Below are 14727 nucleotides of genomic sequence, written 5' to 3' on the forward strand. Positions count from 1 at the left end.
CAATTCCGTTCAGAAATGCTGCGCCAGGTTCACGCCCTTGAGAAAGGGGTCGACTTCGGCGACCATCCGGGTCTGTTCCGAGGCGGGCAGGTGCAGCGGTACGGGTTGTGCCAGGGGCCGGCCCTCCCGATCAAAGAGGATTTTCAGCTCCACCGCATTGGGATCGTCCAGGCCGACCTTGTTTACCAGTCCGATTTCATTGTTGTCCAGACGTACCAGGGTGCCGACGGGATTGTTGCCGAGGGAGAAAATGAACGCTTCCAGGTAGTCGGGATGCAGCAGGGTGCCGGACAGCCCGCGCAGTTCCTGAATGGCTTGGCGGGGCGAAATGGGCGCCTGGTAGGGCCGCAGAGTGGTGATGGCGTCGTAGGTGTCGGCGATGGTGGTGATGTCGATGAGATCGAAAGGGCCGCCGAGGTCGCAATTCTGCGGGTAGCCTTTCCGGTCGTAGTGAAGATGATGGCCCAGGACGATGTCCCGGGAGCCGGCCGGTGTGCCTTCCATCTGTTCCAGAATGGCCGCGCCGAATTGCGGATGTTTGAGAATTTCCCGATATTCGCTTTCGCTGAGGCGGGCCGGTTTGTTGATGATGGCCAGATCGATTTTCAGCTTTCCCAGATCGTGCAGCAGGGCGCCGAAGCCGATGGTTCGCAATTGCTCCTCGCTGAAGCCGGTGGCGCGGCCCACGGCCAGGGCCAGCACCGCCACGTTGACCGAGTGGGTGAAGGTATAGTTGTCGTAGTCCTTGAGCATGCTCAGGGCCAACAGGGCATGGGGATCGGCCAGGGTGGTGCGGACCATGTCCTTGACCACCCGCTTGGCTTCGCCGGAGGAGGGGATGCGGCCCAGGCGGACATCATGGAAAATGCTGTTGACCACCTTCAGGGCCCGGTCGTAGACGCCCCGGGCGCTGCCTTCCCCCGAATCTTCGCCGCCCTCTCCCGAAAGCAGCCGGACGTGCCGGAGCTTCTGTTCCCGCAAGAAGTCGACCAGGGCATCCGGCCCGTTGAAGGCGCCCTGGTTGATTCCCTGCAGCAGGACGCGCAACTCGTCCTCACCGATGCCCGGCAGGAATTCCAGGCCGATGATTTCCAGTTCCTGCAGGCGTTGACCGATACTCTCGGCCGCCGGGAAGGGTTCGGCGAACAACTGTTCGGCCGCAAACAGGGTGCCGTCCAACAAGCCCAGCGGCAGCTGTTCCCGGTCGGCAAGGAGCTGTTGCAGGCGTTCGGTCAGTTCCTGGAACTGCTTGCGGATGATGGGGTGCTGCAGCGGGTAGAGGCGCAACCCCTTGAGGGCCCCGGCCAGAGCGGCGACCAGTTTGTGGCAGGCATCAGCGGACATGGAGGTCATTCTTCCGGCCAGTGTGCCAGGGCTTGACGAGCCGCGTGGCTGATACGCGGGACGCGGTCATGGATGGCGGCTTTCAGGGCGGCCCGCGACGCGTCACAGCGAATTTCGCCCAGGGCCTGGGCGGCCAGGACCCGTAGCGTTTCCTGTTTTTTCCGCCGCCAGAGGCCTTTGCTGCGCAACTGGCGAATCAGGCACGGTACGGCTTCCTCCCCGGCGATGCGGCCCAGCGCCTTGATGACCCCGGCCTTGAGGGCGACCCTCTTGCCGAGCCAGTCGGGCTGCTTGACGATGGCGGTCAGGGCCGGCACGGCGACCGGATGCCTGATGGCACCCAGGGCCAGGGTGACCGGGCCGATGAGTTCCGGACTGCTCCCTTCCAGCAGGGGCAGCAGGCTGCGGGCCGCCTGGCTGCCGCCGAGTTGCCCCAGGGCGCGGATGGCTTCCCGAACGATACGGTCGTCGGCATGATTCAGGCAGAGGCGCAGCTGGGGCACAACCCGGGCATCACCGATCTGGCCGAGGATCGAAACGGCATTGCGCACCACGTACCAGCGATGGTCGCGGAGCGCGCCGAGCAATTCGGGAACCGCCTTCGGCCCCTGCTGGACCAGTGCCGTCGCCAGCAGCTTGCGGGCCTGGGCATTTTCCTCCGTGGCCAGGCGTTGGCACAGCAGGGGCACTGCGCGCTCCTGGACCGAGGCCAGGACACCGATGATCTCCTCGCGCAGCGCCCGTGGGCAGTCCCGCCGGCAGAGACTGTCGACCAGGAACAGCAGCAGCGGGCCGTCGCTGAGCTGGGCCAGGGTCTGTACCACCTCATTGCGCCGCCCGACGCTGATGTCCCGGTTGCCGAGGATGGTGGCCAGGGTGCGAAAGGCGGCCAGGACTTTAGGGAGTCCCTCTTCGGTCAGAAAGGGGCGCACCCGCAGGGCCAGTTTACGCAGCAGGATGCGAAAGCGCTGCTCGGATCGTTCATTCGGCAACTGGCTCAACAGCTGCTCGAAGGATAGCTGGTCGGCCAGGATCTCTTCCAGGGAACTATTCCAATCCTGGTCCGGCCCCTCGATGCCGGAGCCGCTCTCGATGCCGGAGTCCGTCGCGCCGTCCGGTTGCGGCGCATCCCCCGCACCGTTGCCGGTGACGTTCTGCTGGTCGGCGATGCGGTCGCGCTCGGCCTGAATGCGGCGCAGATCGATTTCATTGACCCAGAGGCCGGTAACCTGTTCCGTCAGCAACAGTTCCTGGAGGCCGCCCTGCTGCTGGATGGCCGCCGGTTGCAGGGCCACACAGCGGGCGAAGGCATTGAGGTCGCGCACCGACAGGTCCTGCATGAACAGCAGGCGCTGCACCCGCCGGGCGAACAGAAAATGGGCCAGACTTTTCACCGCCGGCAGATCCTGGCCGACCGGCGTCTCATCCAGCAGAAAGGCGTCCTTGCGGATCTGCAGGATCAGGTTGCCGGCCTGCAGCAAGGGCAGGAAGACCTGCAGGGTCGTCTGGCCGATCTCCTGCAGGGCCGGGTGGCCGGGGGGATAATAGCGCACCGTTTTGATCAACTTGACCAGTTTGATCAAAGCTGCCGGCAGCGTCTGCAAGGGCAGCGATGTGGTGGATGGATGGGTCACTCAGGCATGCTCCCCTGGTTGAAGCGGGGTTGACGGTAACGCTAACCATAGCTTTTGGGCGAGGTGTTGTCCAGAGGGTTTTACGCCAGCGGCCCTGGGCGGTCTTTAACGGCGACAGGATTGAAGGAGACAAGTAGGATGATTCTCGGCGTAACCGGCGGCATCGCCAGCGGCAAAAGCTTGGTCGTGGATATTTTCCGGTCCCTGGGTGCGGCCGTGGTCAGCGCCGACCAACTGGCGCGCCGAATCGTGCAGCGGGGCAGCCCGGTGCTGGAAAAAATTGTCGAGCGTTTCGGAGTCGAGGCATTGCACGCCGACGGCAGTTTGCATCGCAAATTCCTGGCGGAACGGATTTTCAACGATGATGGGGCCCGGGCCGATTTGAATCGCATTACCCATCCGGCCATTGCCGAATTGGCGGCGCGGGAATTTGCCGAACTGACCCGGCGCGGCGCGCGGCTCATCGTGTATGAAGCGCCGCTGCTGTTTGAGGCCGGCGTCGATCGCCAGGTCGATGCGGTGCTGGTGGTGACGGTGCCGCCGGAGGTGCAGTTGGCGCGATTGATGGCCCGCGACGGCATCAGTTGCGAAGCGGCCCGACAGCGGATTGCCGCCCAGTTGCCGCAACCGGAAAAGATGGCGCGAGCCGATTACCTGGTGGATAATTCCGGCACGCCGGAAGAGACCCGTCGCCAGGTGGCGGCGCTCATGGAACAGATGGGCTTCGGCCCGTCTCCGTCGCGTCGTGATGGCGCAGAAAGGTCAGCACCAGACTGATCAGGTCCGGCCAGCAAGGCTGGTCGGGGGAGGCCAGACCGTGCCCGACCTCCGGCCCGTACAGGTGATATGCCTTCGGTCGGCTGCCGAGGCGTTCGAACAGGTGCCGGCCGCTGGCCACGTTCACCGTGCGGTCCCCCAAGGCATTCACCACCAACGCCGGGGCGGTGATTTGCGGCAATTCCCGTCGCACCCGGCGTAGCAGGCGGTTGATCTGATGGACTCCGGCCACCGGCCGGTACCGGTAGTAATAGGGGATCAGTTCGGGGCGCAACGTCCGTTCCTGGTAGGCCTGGACATATTGCAGCAGGCCGCAGGCCGGCGCCAGCCAGTGACGCAGGCGCAGAAACGGCGAGAGCAGAATCAGACCGGCTGGTTGCTGTTGTGCCGCGAGGGCTGCCAACAGCAGGGCGCCGGTGCTGATGCCCAGGCCGAATACCTGCCGGTGGCCGGTCTGCAAAAGCTCATAGCCCTCGATTACGGCCTGCAGCCATTCTTCGTAGTGCCGGCGGCGCAAATCCTCGTGGCTGGTGCCGTGTCCCGGCAGCCGCACCGCTGCCACCGCATAGCCGGCCTGTTGCAGAATACGGCCCAAGGGGCGCATTTCCCATGGGGAGGCGGTGAAGCCGTGGACCAACAACACCGCGCCCTGGTCCGGTTGCGCGGCGGGCCAGGAAAAGGGCTGGTTGGCCTCGTTCCGAATGGGGAACTCCGCCGTTGGGCCGAGATTTTCCGGCATGATTACGGACCTTGTCGTAAAAACGCCATGGACCCGGTTACCTGACCCGGCGATCCATGGCGTTTGTCGTTTTGGCAGGGACCGCCGCAGGATGGCGGGCGATGCCGTTACTGTTTGTGATAGCCCAGCCGGGTGGAGAGATCCTCGGCGGCCTTGACCACCAGCGGCATCAATTCATCCTTGAGGCGCTCGTCGCTGAACCGTATGGAAGGTCCCGAAACGCTCAGGGAGCCGATGATGCGCCGGGTATAGTCCCGAATGGGAGCTGCCACGCAACGCACGCCCGGATCCAGTTCCTCGTTGTCGACGGCGAAACCCTGCTCGGCCACTTTGGCGAGTTCTTCCTTGAGCTTTTCCCGGTCTCCGAAGGTCGACGGGGTAAAGGTCGGCAGCTCACGCTCGGGCAGGATGACTTCCAGCTCTTCCTCGGACATGAAGGCCAGATGGACCTTGCCGGCGGCGGTGGCATAGGCCGGCAATCGACTGCCGACCCGGGACACGACCCGTACCGTGTTATGGGTTTCGACCACATCCAGGTAGACGATGTAGCCTTCCTTGAAAATCGCCAGATAGGCGGTTTCGTTGCAATGTTCCACCAGGTTTTCCAGCACCGGCTTGGCCTGGTTGAGCAGTCCCATCTTCTTGATGAAAGTCTGCCCCAGTTCGAGGGATTTCAAGCCCAGACGGTAGTTTTCCGTCACCTTGTTCTGTTCGATGTAGCCGCGCGACTCGAGGGTGGCGAGGAGTCGGAACACGTTGTTCTTGTGCAGTCGCAAACGTTTGCTCAACTCGGTTACGCCGAGTTCATCCACGTCGCTGTGATGGAATTGTTCCAGAAGATCCAGGGCATGGGATACGGCCTGGATCATATACTCGGATTTCTCTTTTTTTGCCATCTGCCAGTTCCTTCTTGAAATGGCTGGCCGGCCAGGGGTCGGTCAAGCTGGAAATTGCCTTGCGCAATGCGTCGCAGACTAAACGGGTCGAAGATCGACTGCACCCGCGTGCCGGTCGGCAGGATACGGCCGGGATGGGGGCCGCGCGCTGGATAATTCTGAGAATATAGAATTGCGTTTTACAAATGTCAATAGTATCCGGCGGGATTCCCGGGGCTTTTTTGGGCGTGGGGGACATCCCGCAAGAGAAGCTCTTTCAGATAGTTGCACCCGGCCGGCGGCCACGGCACCGGTTTTGCGGAAACGGCCCCGATTTCCGGTCGGTGCGGTGCCCGACAATCCAATAAGTACTGGTAAACGGTTGTTTTATTCGATATTTCGTGCGGTTACCGTTCCCTGCAGATTGTCGGCGGGGGTTTTCATGATCTCCCGCAGCACGCTGGTGGCATAACTGCCGCGCGGCAGGGCGAAGGACAGCAGCAGGCCGTCCGCATCGGTCTGTACTCGTGTCTGGCTGATGGGTACCCGCAGGGGTCGCCGTTCGCCGGGCATGGACAGGCCCCGGCCGAGACGGAAATGCTCCAGGCTCAGGGCTTCCTTGGCCAGCAGGGCCTGCTCCAGCATGCCCTGAGCGGCTCCGGCCTGGGACATCTTGTAGCCGAACAGCGGGCCGGAAGGACTGATTTCGAGGCGGTCGGCGCGCGGTTGTTCGGTGGCGGCATCGGCAACCAGGAAACAGGCTCCGTTGTCGTGCTTGTAGGCCAGGTCCCCGGGCCACAGAATGTCGAGACTCGCCAGGCGCATGGCGACCACCCGATCGAACAGGTACGACTGAAAGGCGGACAGGTAGAGGCGCAGCAGGCGCGCCGGCAGCGTCAGCACCGCCTTCTCCGGGGCTTGCCCTTTGGCCAGGATCTGCAGCAGCTGGTACTCGTCGCGCATGCCTCTCGGCAGAGCCGCCGCCGCTGCCGCCGGATCGCCGTCGCGGAACAGTTCCGCCGCCTGCCGCCAGGAGGGATTGGTAATCCGCTCGGGGTCGCCGATGATCTGCCGAATTGCGCCGGGATAGTCCTGGCGCAGCAGGGCGCCGCCGATGAGATGGGAATTGCCCAGCACCCCGTAACGCTGAACGCCGAAAAAGTTGGGAACGCCGGTCAGGGACAGGATGTGCAGCACGTTTCCGGCGATGCTTTCCGCCTCCGGTCCGGTGTCGCGAACCCGAATGGTGAAACGGTTGCCGGCCAGGTGGCCCGGCCGCAATTTGTTGCGGTGCAAGGTGGCGGACAGGATCCGGATCCCTTCCAGGTCCAGGTCGGCGGTCTGCTGCGGCGTGGCGCCGGGCACGGAAATGAACTGCCTGGTGGTGGCCTGCGCATCCTTGAGGCCGGCGTAGCCCATGTCCCGTTCCTTGACCTGGAGGGCGCGGGCCAGGCGGCGCATCATTTCAAAGGTGGTCAAGCCGCGCTTTTCCACTTCCAGCATCAGGTGTTCGCCGCTGCCGCAGGCCGGGTAGAGAGGCAGTTCCTCAACCAGGAAGTCTTCGCAGGTTTCCTTGATGTGGCCGCCGGTGCCGGGCAGTTGATCGGTCAGATAATCAGGCATGGCCGGGCTGGCTCCAAGCGACGCGAAACCCCGGCTGGACGGCGCCCAGAGGCGCTGGGGCCGCGACTGCGGACGGGGTTTTCCGGTAATGAAGATAGTGGATCGGCTGGCCTTGCTGCAAAAAGCGCCGCATGTAATTGGACAGAGGGTAATCCGGGAATTCGGTTACCAGCGCCTGCGGCAGGCGGTTTTCGTAACCGGACAAGCCGCTCAGTTCCTCGGCGACCTGCTCGGCGTAATCCAGAAAATCGCTGCTGAAAAACAGATCGCCGGCCGGTTGCAGGTAATGCAGCAGGTTCCGCAGGAAGGCGTCGTTGACCAGGCGCCGGCGCCGATGCCGCTTTTTGGGCCAGGGATCCGGGCAGTTGATGTACACGGCCGCGAGACTGTTTTCGGTCAGATAACGCGCCATCAGATAGCGGGCTTCGATGCGCATGACCCGCACATTTTCCAGGCCGGCGGCTTCGATTTTCCTGCAGGTTTTCAGGCAGCCCTTGTTATAGATGTCGATGGCCAGAAAGTTCCGGTCCGGGTGTCGTGCGGCCAGCTCGATCATGAAATCACCCAGACCGCAGCCGATTTCCAGGGACAGGGGTCCGTCGCCGGCAAACGCCGCCGTCAGGTCGGCCGGCCCGGCCAATTGCTGCTCCCGAAGGAAGCAGGGGGAATCGATGTCGAGTATGTGCTGGGTCATGAATTGCTCGCAGGCTGAGATTTTCTGAAAGTTGCCAGATCTACCATGCCGAAAAAGAAAAAGCAACGGTCATCGCTCGGACTCTACGACCCCGGCAAGGGGCGATTCGTGTTAAGTATTGACACATTAGAATTAGATTGACAAGGCCGGAGGGGGCGTGTATTAACATGTGATACTTTCAATAAGTTAATGGGGTTTTGCTTTTTCAAGGTATTTGGTCAGGTGCCTTATGATTGAAACCGGGAAATTTCTGCAGGCGCTGCCGGGGAGTTGGGCATGACCGATGCGCCAGAGATGGCCCATGCCCATATCCTGAACCAGTTGTTGAGCAGGGGCCACGAGTTTTCTTTCGTCCAGGTCTTGCGCCTGGCCCGGAAAATCCTGGAAAGCGGCAAACGCCGGGACCTGCCGGACGTTTCCTGGCTCGACAAACTCAGGATTCGACCCGAACTGTCCTTGGCTTTTCCCGCTGCCGATGTCGGACGGGTGGAGCAGACCGAAGACGGTCTGTCCATCACCGCCACTTTCCTGAGTCTCTACGGTTCCTCCTCGCCTCTGCCCACCTTTTACACCGAAGAGCTCCTCGCCGAGGCCGCCGAGGATCGGTCCGCGCTGCGCGGTTTTTATGATTTGTTCCACCAGCGGCTCTATCAGCTGTATTTTCAATGCTGGAACAAATACAACCTGCTGTATCGCATGGTCGAGGAGGAATATCCCCTCGAGCAGCACCGGTTGTTGTGTCTCATCGGCCTTGCTGAAGATGAAATGCTGGCCCAGGTTCCGGACGGCCGGCGGATGTTGCGCTACGTCGGTCTGTTAAGCACTTTTCCCCGCTCCGCCTATGGCCTCAAGGCCATGTTGGAAGAGTTGCTGGCGCCCTGCAAGGTGCGCATCGCACAGAACATCTTCCGGCGGGTGCCGATCCCTCCGGATCAGCGCCTGTGCCTGGGGGTGTCCAGCTGTCGGTTGGGCGTGGATGCGGTGCTTGGCAGCCATGTGGACGATATCCAGGGCAAGTTCCGGATCGAGATCGGCCCGTTGACCTGGGAGCAGTACAATAACCTGTTGCCCGGTACGGTGCTGCACGACAAACTTTCCAAATGGGTACGATTCTACGTCAAGTCACCTCTCGACGTCGACCTGCGCCTCACCCTGGCCGCGGGCGAGGCCCGGCCCCTGCGCCTGGGTGATCCGGAAGCCCGCCTGGGTCTGAACAGTTGGAGTTTTGCCGGCGACAGCCTCGGCGAAGTCAGCGCCCTGTTTCCCCTTGCGGATTTTCGCGGCACCTCCCCGGAGTCGGACGGGGGGCCTGCCAAAACGTCGACAGCGGGCGCGGAAAAGCGGAGCTTCGTTCAATATTATCGCCAGGAACTGGCCGCTCTGGCCCGGTTGCAGGCCGACTATGTCGCCGAACATCCGCGGATGGCCTCCATGATCCATGGACACGCCGCCGATCCCGGGGTACAGCGGCTCACGGAAGGCGCCGCCCTCATGAATGCCCTGCTGCAATGGCAGATCGAGGATGATCTTCCCGATTTTATCCGGCTGCTGACCCAGGTGCTACACCCCCGCTACCTGCGCTCCATCCCGGCCGCCACCATCGTCGCCTTCACGCCTCGTTTCACCTGCACCACTTCGCAGCAGGTGCCCGCCGGCACCCGCCTTGACTCGGAGTCGGTGGCGGGCACGGCCTGCCGCTTTACCACCAACGGGTCCGTCGAATTGCATCCTCTGACCCTCCAGGAGGCCCGTTGGGTGCGGCCACCCGGCCAACCGGCGGCCATCCTCCTCGACTTCGAGTTGCATCACATCCCCCTTGCAGACTGGCGCCCCGAAAGTTTGAGGCTGTTCCTGGGCGGTGATTATCCCCGCGCCGTCGATCTGCATCTGCTGTTGACCCGGCACCTGAGTCGAATCAAGCTGACTGCCGGTACCGGAGACGATTCCTGCGTACTGGGTCCCGACTGTGTGCAACCCGTCGCCTGGTGGGGAGACGCCGGCGAAATGGCCTTCGTGGCGGGCGGCGCGGTCCAGTTGGGTATGCTCAGGGATTTTTCCCTGTTGCCCGAAAAATTCCTGTTCCTCGATGTGTACGGTTGGCGGCAGTGGCAACCGAAGGATAAATCGGCGAACTTTACCGTGGCCTTCGAATTCGACCGCCTGCCCGGCAAACCGCCCGAGGTGAGCCGGCAGGATTTCGTTCTGGGCGCGACGCCGGCGGAAAACATCTTCCCCCGCCGGGCGCGGCCCATCACCGTGCAGGAAGCCGGCACCGAATACCAGGTGGTGCCCGAAGGCCAAGAGTGCGGGGCCTATGAAGTCCATGCCGTCGAGCAGGTGACGGGCATAACCAAGGCCAAGGGGGAGCCACTCCCCTTCAAAGCTACGCCCTGGATCACCAGTCGACCCGTGGATGGCCCCGTCTATCAGGTGTCCAGTCGGCCGGCCCTTTTGCGACCGGGTTTCGATACCTTCCTGACCATCAAATTGCCGGACGCCATCCCGATGACGGACTTGTCCGGCCTGTCCGTCGATATACTGTGCACCAACGGCACCCTTCCCAACGGTCTCAAGGCCGGCAGTCTCACCCACTCCACGGACAATTCGCCCGCCTATGCCACCTTCAGCAACTGCAAACCGGTGGTTGGGGCCCTGTTTGACGCGCTGGAGGTCAACTATTTCTGGCATCTCAAGAGTATTTCCTACCTGAACCTGCGCTTGATGACGGCCAAAAGCCTGCGCGGCATCCTGCAAATCATCGGCGCCACGGTGCTCGATTACGGGGATGGGAGCAGGTGCAACGACCGGCGCATCGACGGCATTGTCGGCTTCACCATCGAACAGACCGGAAGAGTCATTCGCGGCGTATGGTGCCAGGGGTGGCAGGTGGATCTGACCCTGCAGCGCAGCAATTTCTGCAGCACCGGCGACCTGGTGCTGTTCGGCTCGCTGGTACACCGCTTTTTGGGCCAACTGGTTTCCGTGTTTTACTTTTTGCGCACCTTTCTCCGGGATTCGGATGGCAGCCTGCTCTATGAATTCCCGATTGTGTTCGGCAAGAGACCGGGGCTGTGAGCTTCCAATGAATCGGGAAAATAGCGGGTCGCCGCCAATAGGCTGGGTTCGGTTCGGATTGCTGCCTGAACCTGCTGCCCGAATCGCGAAGGAGCGACAATGGCTGAAATCATTCTGAGCAATCGACGCATCTGTCCCACCATCATGGAAAGCACCTTCGGCATCCCCATGGATAATCTGGAAGGCCTGGCCTTTTCCAAACCTCGATATATCTATCCCTATACGCCCTATTTGGTATCGGATTATTGCGGTCCCATGGATCGGAGCATCCTCTCCCGGCTTTATCACCCGGATGCGGCAACGGAACTGACCAACCTTTCCCTTTCCTTCGGCGGTGACAACGTGGTCGCCCTGGCGGAGATTGTGGAAACCCTGCGTGCCCACTTGGCGGGAATGGCCGGCACGGCCGGCAGTGTCTACTCGCAACGCATGGGGGACCTGTTGCGGGCCGTGCAGAAATATCAAGATGCCCTTATGAAGTACCGGGAGGTCTGGCAGCAGGCCAAAAAAAGCGGCAGCAGACTGCTCTCCCGGCAGGTGCTGGAGGCCAGGCAAAAAGTGATGGCCGCCTTCAAGGAAATGCAGGCCAAGTTCGGGGCGGAACTCAAAAAGCTAACCCAACAAATGCGATCGCGCCGGGGAACGCCTTTAACGAGTGCCAGAAGGGGCATGAACATCGCCGAGAGCAGCCGCACCGTCGCCAAGCTCCATGTCACCGATACGGCCCAGGCCTCGCGGTTGGTCCGGTTCGCCGGCTACACCAAGTTTCTCGGCAACGGCCTGGCGGTCATCGATTTCGGCAGCCGCGCCGGCCATGTCCACAATACCTACCAGGAAGGCGGCGACTGGGAGCGGGAGTTGTTCGTGGAGTCGTCCAGGTTTGCTCTTAGTGCCTTGGCAGGCAGTGGCGTTGCCAAGGCTGGAGCATTTGGTCTGGGGCTTATAATGCTTTCTACCCCTGTAGGCTGGGTGGGACTTGTCGTTGGCGGGTTGGTCATAGTTGGTGTCTATCCGGAAAGTCATAAGCTGTTGTAATTACGAACAAAAGACACGTTTTTGTACTTGAAATTTTGAGCGTGGCATGACAATATAGCCCTCTAACCTGTTGAATTTATTCAACTTCAATACGGTCAGGAGGGCTCGTGAGGCGAAAAATCAATCGACAAATGTCCATCTTCGAACTCATGCATACCAGCGCCATCGCCAAAGAGCTGCGCTGCATTTCGCAGATTCTGGATCACACGCCGGATATCCTCGATGCCGTTCACCGCGATCTGCTTCAGGGTCGGCGCGAGGATACCGGGCGCTGTGGACTGACGGCCGACCAGGTGCTGCGCTGCGCCGTTCTCAAGCAGTATCGCGAGCTGACCTATGAGGAACTGGCCTTTTACCTGGAAGATTCCGTGGCCTTCCGCTCTTTTGCTCGCCTTGAGATGGGCGTTTATCCCCGCAAGTCGATCCTCCAGGACAGTATCAAGAGCCTGACGGAGTCGACCTGGGAGGCCTTGCACCACCTGATCCTCGACTACGCCGCCGGGACGAAAATCGAGACGGGCAAGAAGGTGCGCATCGACTCCACCGCCATTGAGACCAACATCCACCAGCCCACCGACTCCTCGCTGCTGTGGGACGGCATTCGGATCATGACCCGCTGGATGGTCGAGGGCCATCAGCTCAGGCCTCGTCCGGATTACCCATTTTCCGATCATCGCCGGGTAGCCAAAAAGCGCGCCCTGACCATCCTCAATGCCCGCAAGCAGGAAACCCGCGTGGCCGCTTACCGCGACCTGGTGGAAGTCGCCCGCAAGGTCTGCGGCTATGCCCGGGAGGCGATCCCCGTTCTGGGCGCCTACCAGGGCGACAGCTTCCAAGACGGCTGCACCGCGCACCTTCTGGCACAGAAGCTGGAGCGGGCCCTGCGCATTCTCGAAAAGGTCATCGACCAGACCGAACGGCGTGTCTTTCGCGACGAGAAGGTCCCGGCCTCGGAGAAAATCATCTCCTTTTTCGAGAGCCACAGCGACATCATCGTCAAGTCGCGCCGCGAAACCGAGTACGGTCACAAGGTCTTTTTTACCGGTGGCGCCTCCAATCTGATTCTGGACTGCGTAATCGCCCGCGGCAATCCCGCCGACAGCGAGCAATACATCGACCTGCTGGAGCGCCATCAGCAGCGTTTCGGCACCATGCCGCGCCAAATCAGCGCCGATGGGGGCTTTGCCTCCAAGGACAATCTGTCGTTTGCCAAAGAGCACCTGGTCAAGGATGCCGTCTTCTCCAAGCGTCGCGGCCTTGGGGTGCTCGACATGGCCAAGAGCCATTGGGTCTACAAGCGCCTGAAACACTTTCGCGCCGGGATCGAGGCCAATATTTCCGCCCTGAAACGGCGCTTTGGCCTGACCCGCTGTACCTGGAGCGGATGGCGCGGATTCAGGCGCTATGTCTGGAGCAATGTCGTCTCGTACAACCTGCTGGTTCTGGCACGCATCGAACTGGCCAAGGGCTAACGCGACAAAACAGGCTGTAAAACTCGCCTCCGACAGGAATCGTGCGTCCTTATGCCGCACTTTTGGGATAAATCGGGGGCGCTATGAGACTCAACAATTTCAAAACCCTGCGGATCTGGCATTTGTCTTGCTGCCAGAGTGGCCGCGCCTGATAAAAACCGGGGTTTCCGGACGGACACTAGCTAGAATAAAAAGTTAAAAAATTCCATGTGCTGTCATTGTTCAAGGGACCCTGGGATGCAGGGGACTTGCACCCTATAAGTTCAGGTCCACGCCGGTGATGCTCACCTCAAGAGCAACAAGAAATCAGAGGGGACAATTATGCAACTAGTCGATTTATTTTTGGCGCCTGAAGATCTATTTCGACTTGGCAACGCAACAAGTCCGCGGCTTACGCATGTAAGGAGACCAAAAGATATTGATACTATTGAGATAAATGGAATTACCGCCGTGGTGGCAAATGGAAAAGGGGTTTCGCTTGCAACAAGAGACAGACTGGATAAAACACCTGTCGCTGGCTGGGTATGGATGATCGCCAAAGGAACACATTTGCCAATTGGACTTAAGTTAATTAACGATAGACCTGGTCATTACAGTGTTTGCCCTCAGCACAATATGACATTAGATGAATTTGTTGATTTGCTGTCGAAACTTACCATGAAGTGTCAAAAAGTTTTTAGAAAACAGGTGATATAATGACAAAAAAGCGTGAATTAATTTTTTCCATACTCGACTGGGAGGCGCGATACATCCTCGAATCCATTTCAAGAGAGATGCAACGCCTTAAAACCGTAGCTGAAGAATCAGATGATGAAGATGAAGCGGCAGATGCCGGAAACGATTACCTTGAAATTGCTGGCTTAAAGGAACGCTTTGAAAGCGAAGCAATAAAAGTTTTCGGCAATCTAATTTCTGAAAACTCATGATGAGCAGATATTGCCCTAATCGGGTAGCCGGGGAATGATTTTCACCCAAAGTTCTTTGACCGACACGAGACCTTGCACCTTCAGCCATTGGCTGGTCATGCCGGACTGTGCGGCCAGTTTCCATGGTACAGCCCCGCGCGGATGACGGCGCCCAACGGGGTACCGAGCTTCAACAGCGCCCGAATCATGTTGCGACACCAGCTGAATTTGGTCGGTCGAGGCACGCCCATATAAGGCCTTCCCTCGGAGGTCGTTAGGGGTCAAGAAAGGGGCGGAGATGTTCGGTTTTGGAAAGCATGCCAGCGAATATTTGTTGTTTCTCCGGCCCAATCAACGGGTCGGGGACGGAGTGCCGGCGGAGTTTCGGGCTCACATGACTTATCTTCCCCTGATTCTGGGCTCTTAAAATAGCCCCGAACTTGGTGTCCCAAAAGTTGAGCCCTTGGGTGCTTTCCTTTTCGGCCCATATTTGGTACCATAAAAAAACTGGAGGTGCCCGATGAATATTACCAACGACATCAAGCCAATAACCT

Annotated in this window: 13 protein-coding genes; 6 read left to right on the forward strand and 7 right to left on the reverse strand. The window is 60.4% G+C overall.

Features of this window, described 5'->3' with window-relative positions:
* Window positions 1-9: 9 nt before the first annotated feature.
* Window positions 10-1344 (reverse strand): HD-GYP domain-containing protein, encoded by a 1335-nt coding sequence (locus JQN68_RS01340; protein ID WP_225073184.1) that lies wholly within the window; start codon window positions 1342-1344, stop codon window positions 10-12.
* A gap of 5 nt (window positions 1345-1349) precedes the next feature.
* Entirely contained in the window at window positions 1350-2978 is a 1629-nt protein-coding gene (locus JQN68_RS01345) for a HEAT repeat domain-containing protein (RefSeq protein WP_225073183.1), read from the reverse strand.
* A gap of 138 nt (window positions 2979-3116) precedes the next feature.
* Here JQN68_RS01345 and coaE point away from each other — a divergent pair, with 138 nt between their 5' ends.
* Window positions 3117-3755, forward strand: a complete 639-nt coding sequence (coaE, locus tag JQN68_RS01350) for a dephospho-CoA kinase (protein ID WP_225073182.1) — start codon at window positions 3117-3119, stop codon at window positions 3753-3755.
* Here the strand turns inward: coaE and JQN68_RS01355 are convergent.
* The 4 genes from JQN68_RS01355 to trmB all read right to left on the reverse strand — a co-directional run bounded on the left by JQN68_RS01355 (window position 3685) and on the right by trmB (window position 7686).
* Entirely contained in the window at window positions 3685-4494 is an 810-nt protein-coding gene (locus tag JQN68_RS01355; protein ID WP_225073181.1) for an alpha/beta hydrolase, read from the reverse strand. The two genes, coaE and JQN68_RS01355, sit on opposite strands and share 71 nt — an antisense overlap.
* A gap of 107 nt (window positions 4495-4601) precedes the next feature.
* Window positions 4602-5390, reverse strand: coding sequence for an IclR family transcriptional regulator (locus JQN68_RS01360; protein ID WP_225073180.1), 789 nt, complete (start codon window positions 5388-5390; stop codon window positions 4602-4604).
* Window positions 5391-5756: 366 nt separating this feature from the next.
* A complete protein-coding gene (gene truD / locus JQN68_RS01365; protein ID WP_249620966.1) occupies window positions 5757-6992 on the reverse strand; it encodes a tRNA pseudouridine(13) synthase TruD in 1236 nt (411 codons plus the stop codon).
* Window positions 6985-7686, reverse strand: coding sequence for a tRNA (guanosine(46)-N7)-methyltransferase TrmB (gene trmB / locus JQN68_RS01370; protein WP_225073178.1), 702 nt, complete (start codon window positions 7684-7686; stop codon window positions 6985-6987). Before trmB ends, truD begins: the two co-directional genes overlap by 8 nt.
* Before the next feature lie 276 nt (window positions 7687-7962).
* On the opposite strand from trmB, the gene tssF reads away from it, so the two are divergent.
* The 5 genes from tssF (at window position 7963) to JQN68_RS01395 (ending at window position 14194) form a co-directional block, all read left to right on the forward strand.
* Window positions 7963-10761 (forward strand): type VI secretion system baseplate subunit TssF, encoded by a 2799-nt coding sequence (gene tssF, locus JQN68_RS01375; protein ID WP_225073177.1) that lies wholly within the window; start codon window positions 7963-7965, stop codon window positions 10759-10761.
* Window positions 10762-10860: 99 nt separating this feature from the next.
* Window positions 10861-11796, forward strand: coding sequence for a hypothetical protein (locus JQN68_RS01380; RefSeq protein ID WP_249620967.1), 936 nt, complete (start codon window positions 10861-10863; stop codon window positions 11794-11796).
* A gap of 107 nt (window positions 11797-11903) precedes the next feature.
* The gene (locus JQN68_RS01385) at window positions 11904-13268 is read left to right on the forward strand and encodes an ISNCY family transposase (protein ID WP_225073841.1); all 1365 of its coding nucleotides are present in this window, start codon (window positions 11904-11906) and stop codon (window positions 13266-13268) included.
* Window positions 13269-13589: 321 nt separating this feature from the next.
* Window positions 13590-13964, forward strand: a complete 375-nt coding sequence (locus JQN68_RS01390) for a Tse2 family ADP-ribosyltransferase toxin (RefSeq protein WP_225073842.1) — start codon at window positions 13590-13592, stop codon at window positions 13962-13964.
* Window positions 13964-14194, forward strand: coding sequence for a hypothetical protein (locus tag JQN68_RS01395; protein ID WP_225073843.1), 231 nt, complete (start codon window positions 13964-13966; stop codon window positions 14192-14194). Before JQN68_RS01390 ends, JQN68_RS01395 begins: the two co-directional genes overlap by 1 nt.
* Window positions 14195-14447: 253 nt before the next feature.
* Here the strand turns inward: JQN68_RS01395 and JQN68_RS01400 are convergent.
* The coding region (locus JQN68_RS01400) for a hypothetical protein (RefSeq protein WP_249620968.1) at window positions 14448-14727 on the reverse strand (280 nt) is incomplete at its 5' end.

The sequence above is a fragment of the Desulfuromonas sp. CSMB_57 genome, from assembly GCF_020194955.2.
Taxonomy (GTDB): Bacteria; Desulfobacterota; Desulfuromonadia; order Desulfuromonadales; family Syntrophotaleaceae; genus JAFCIY02.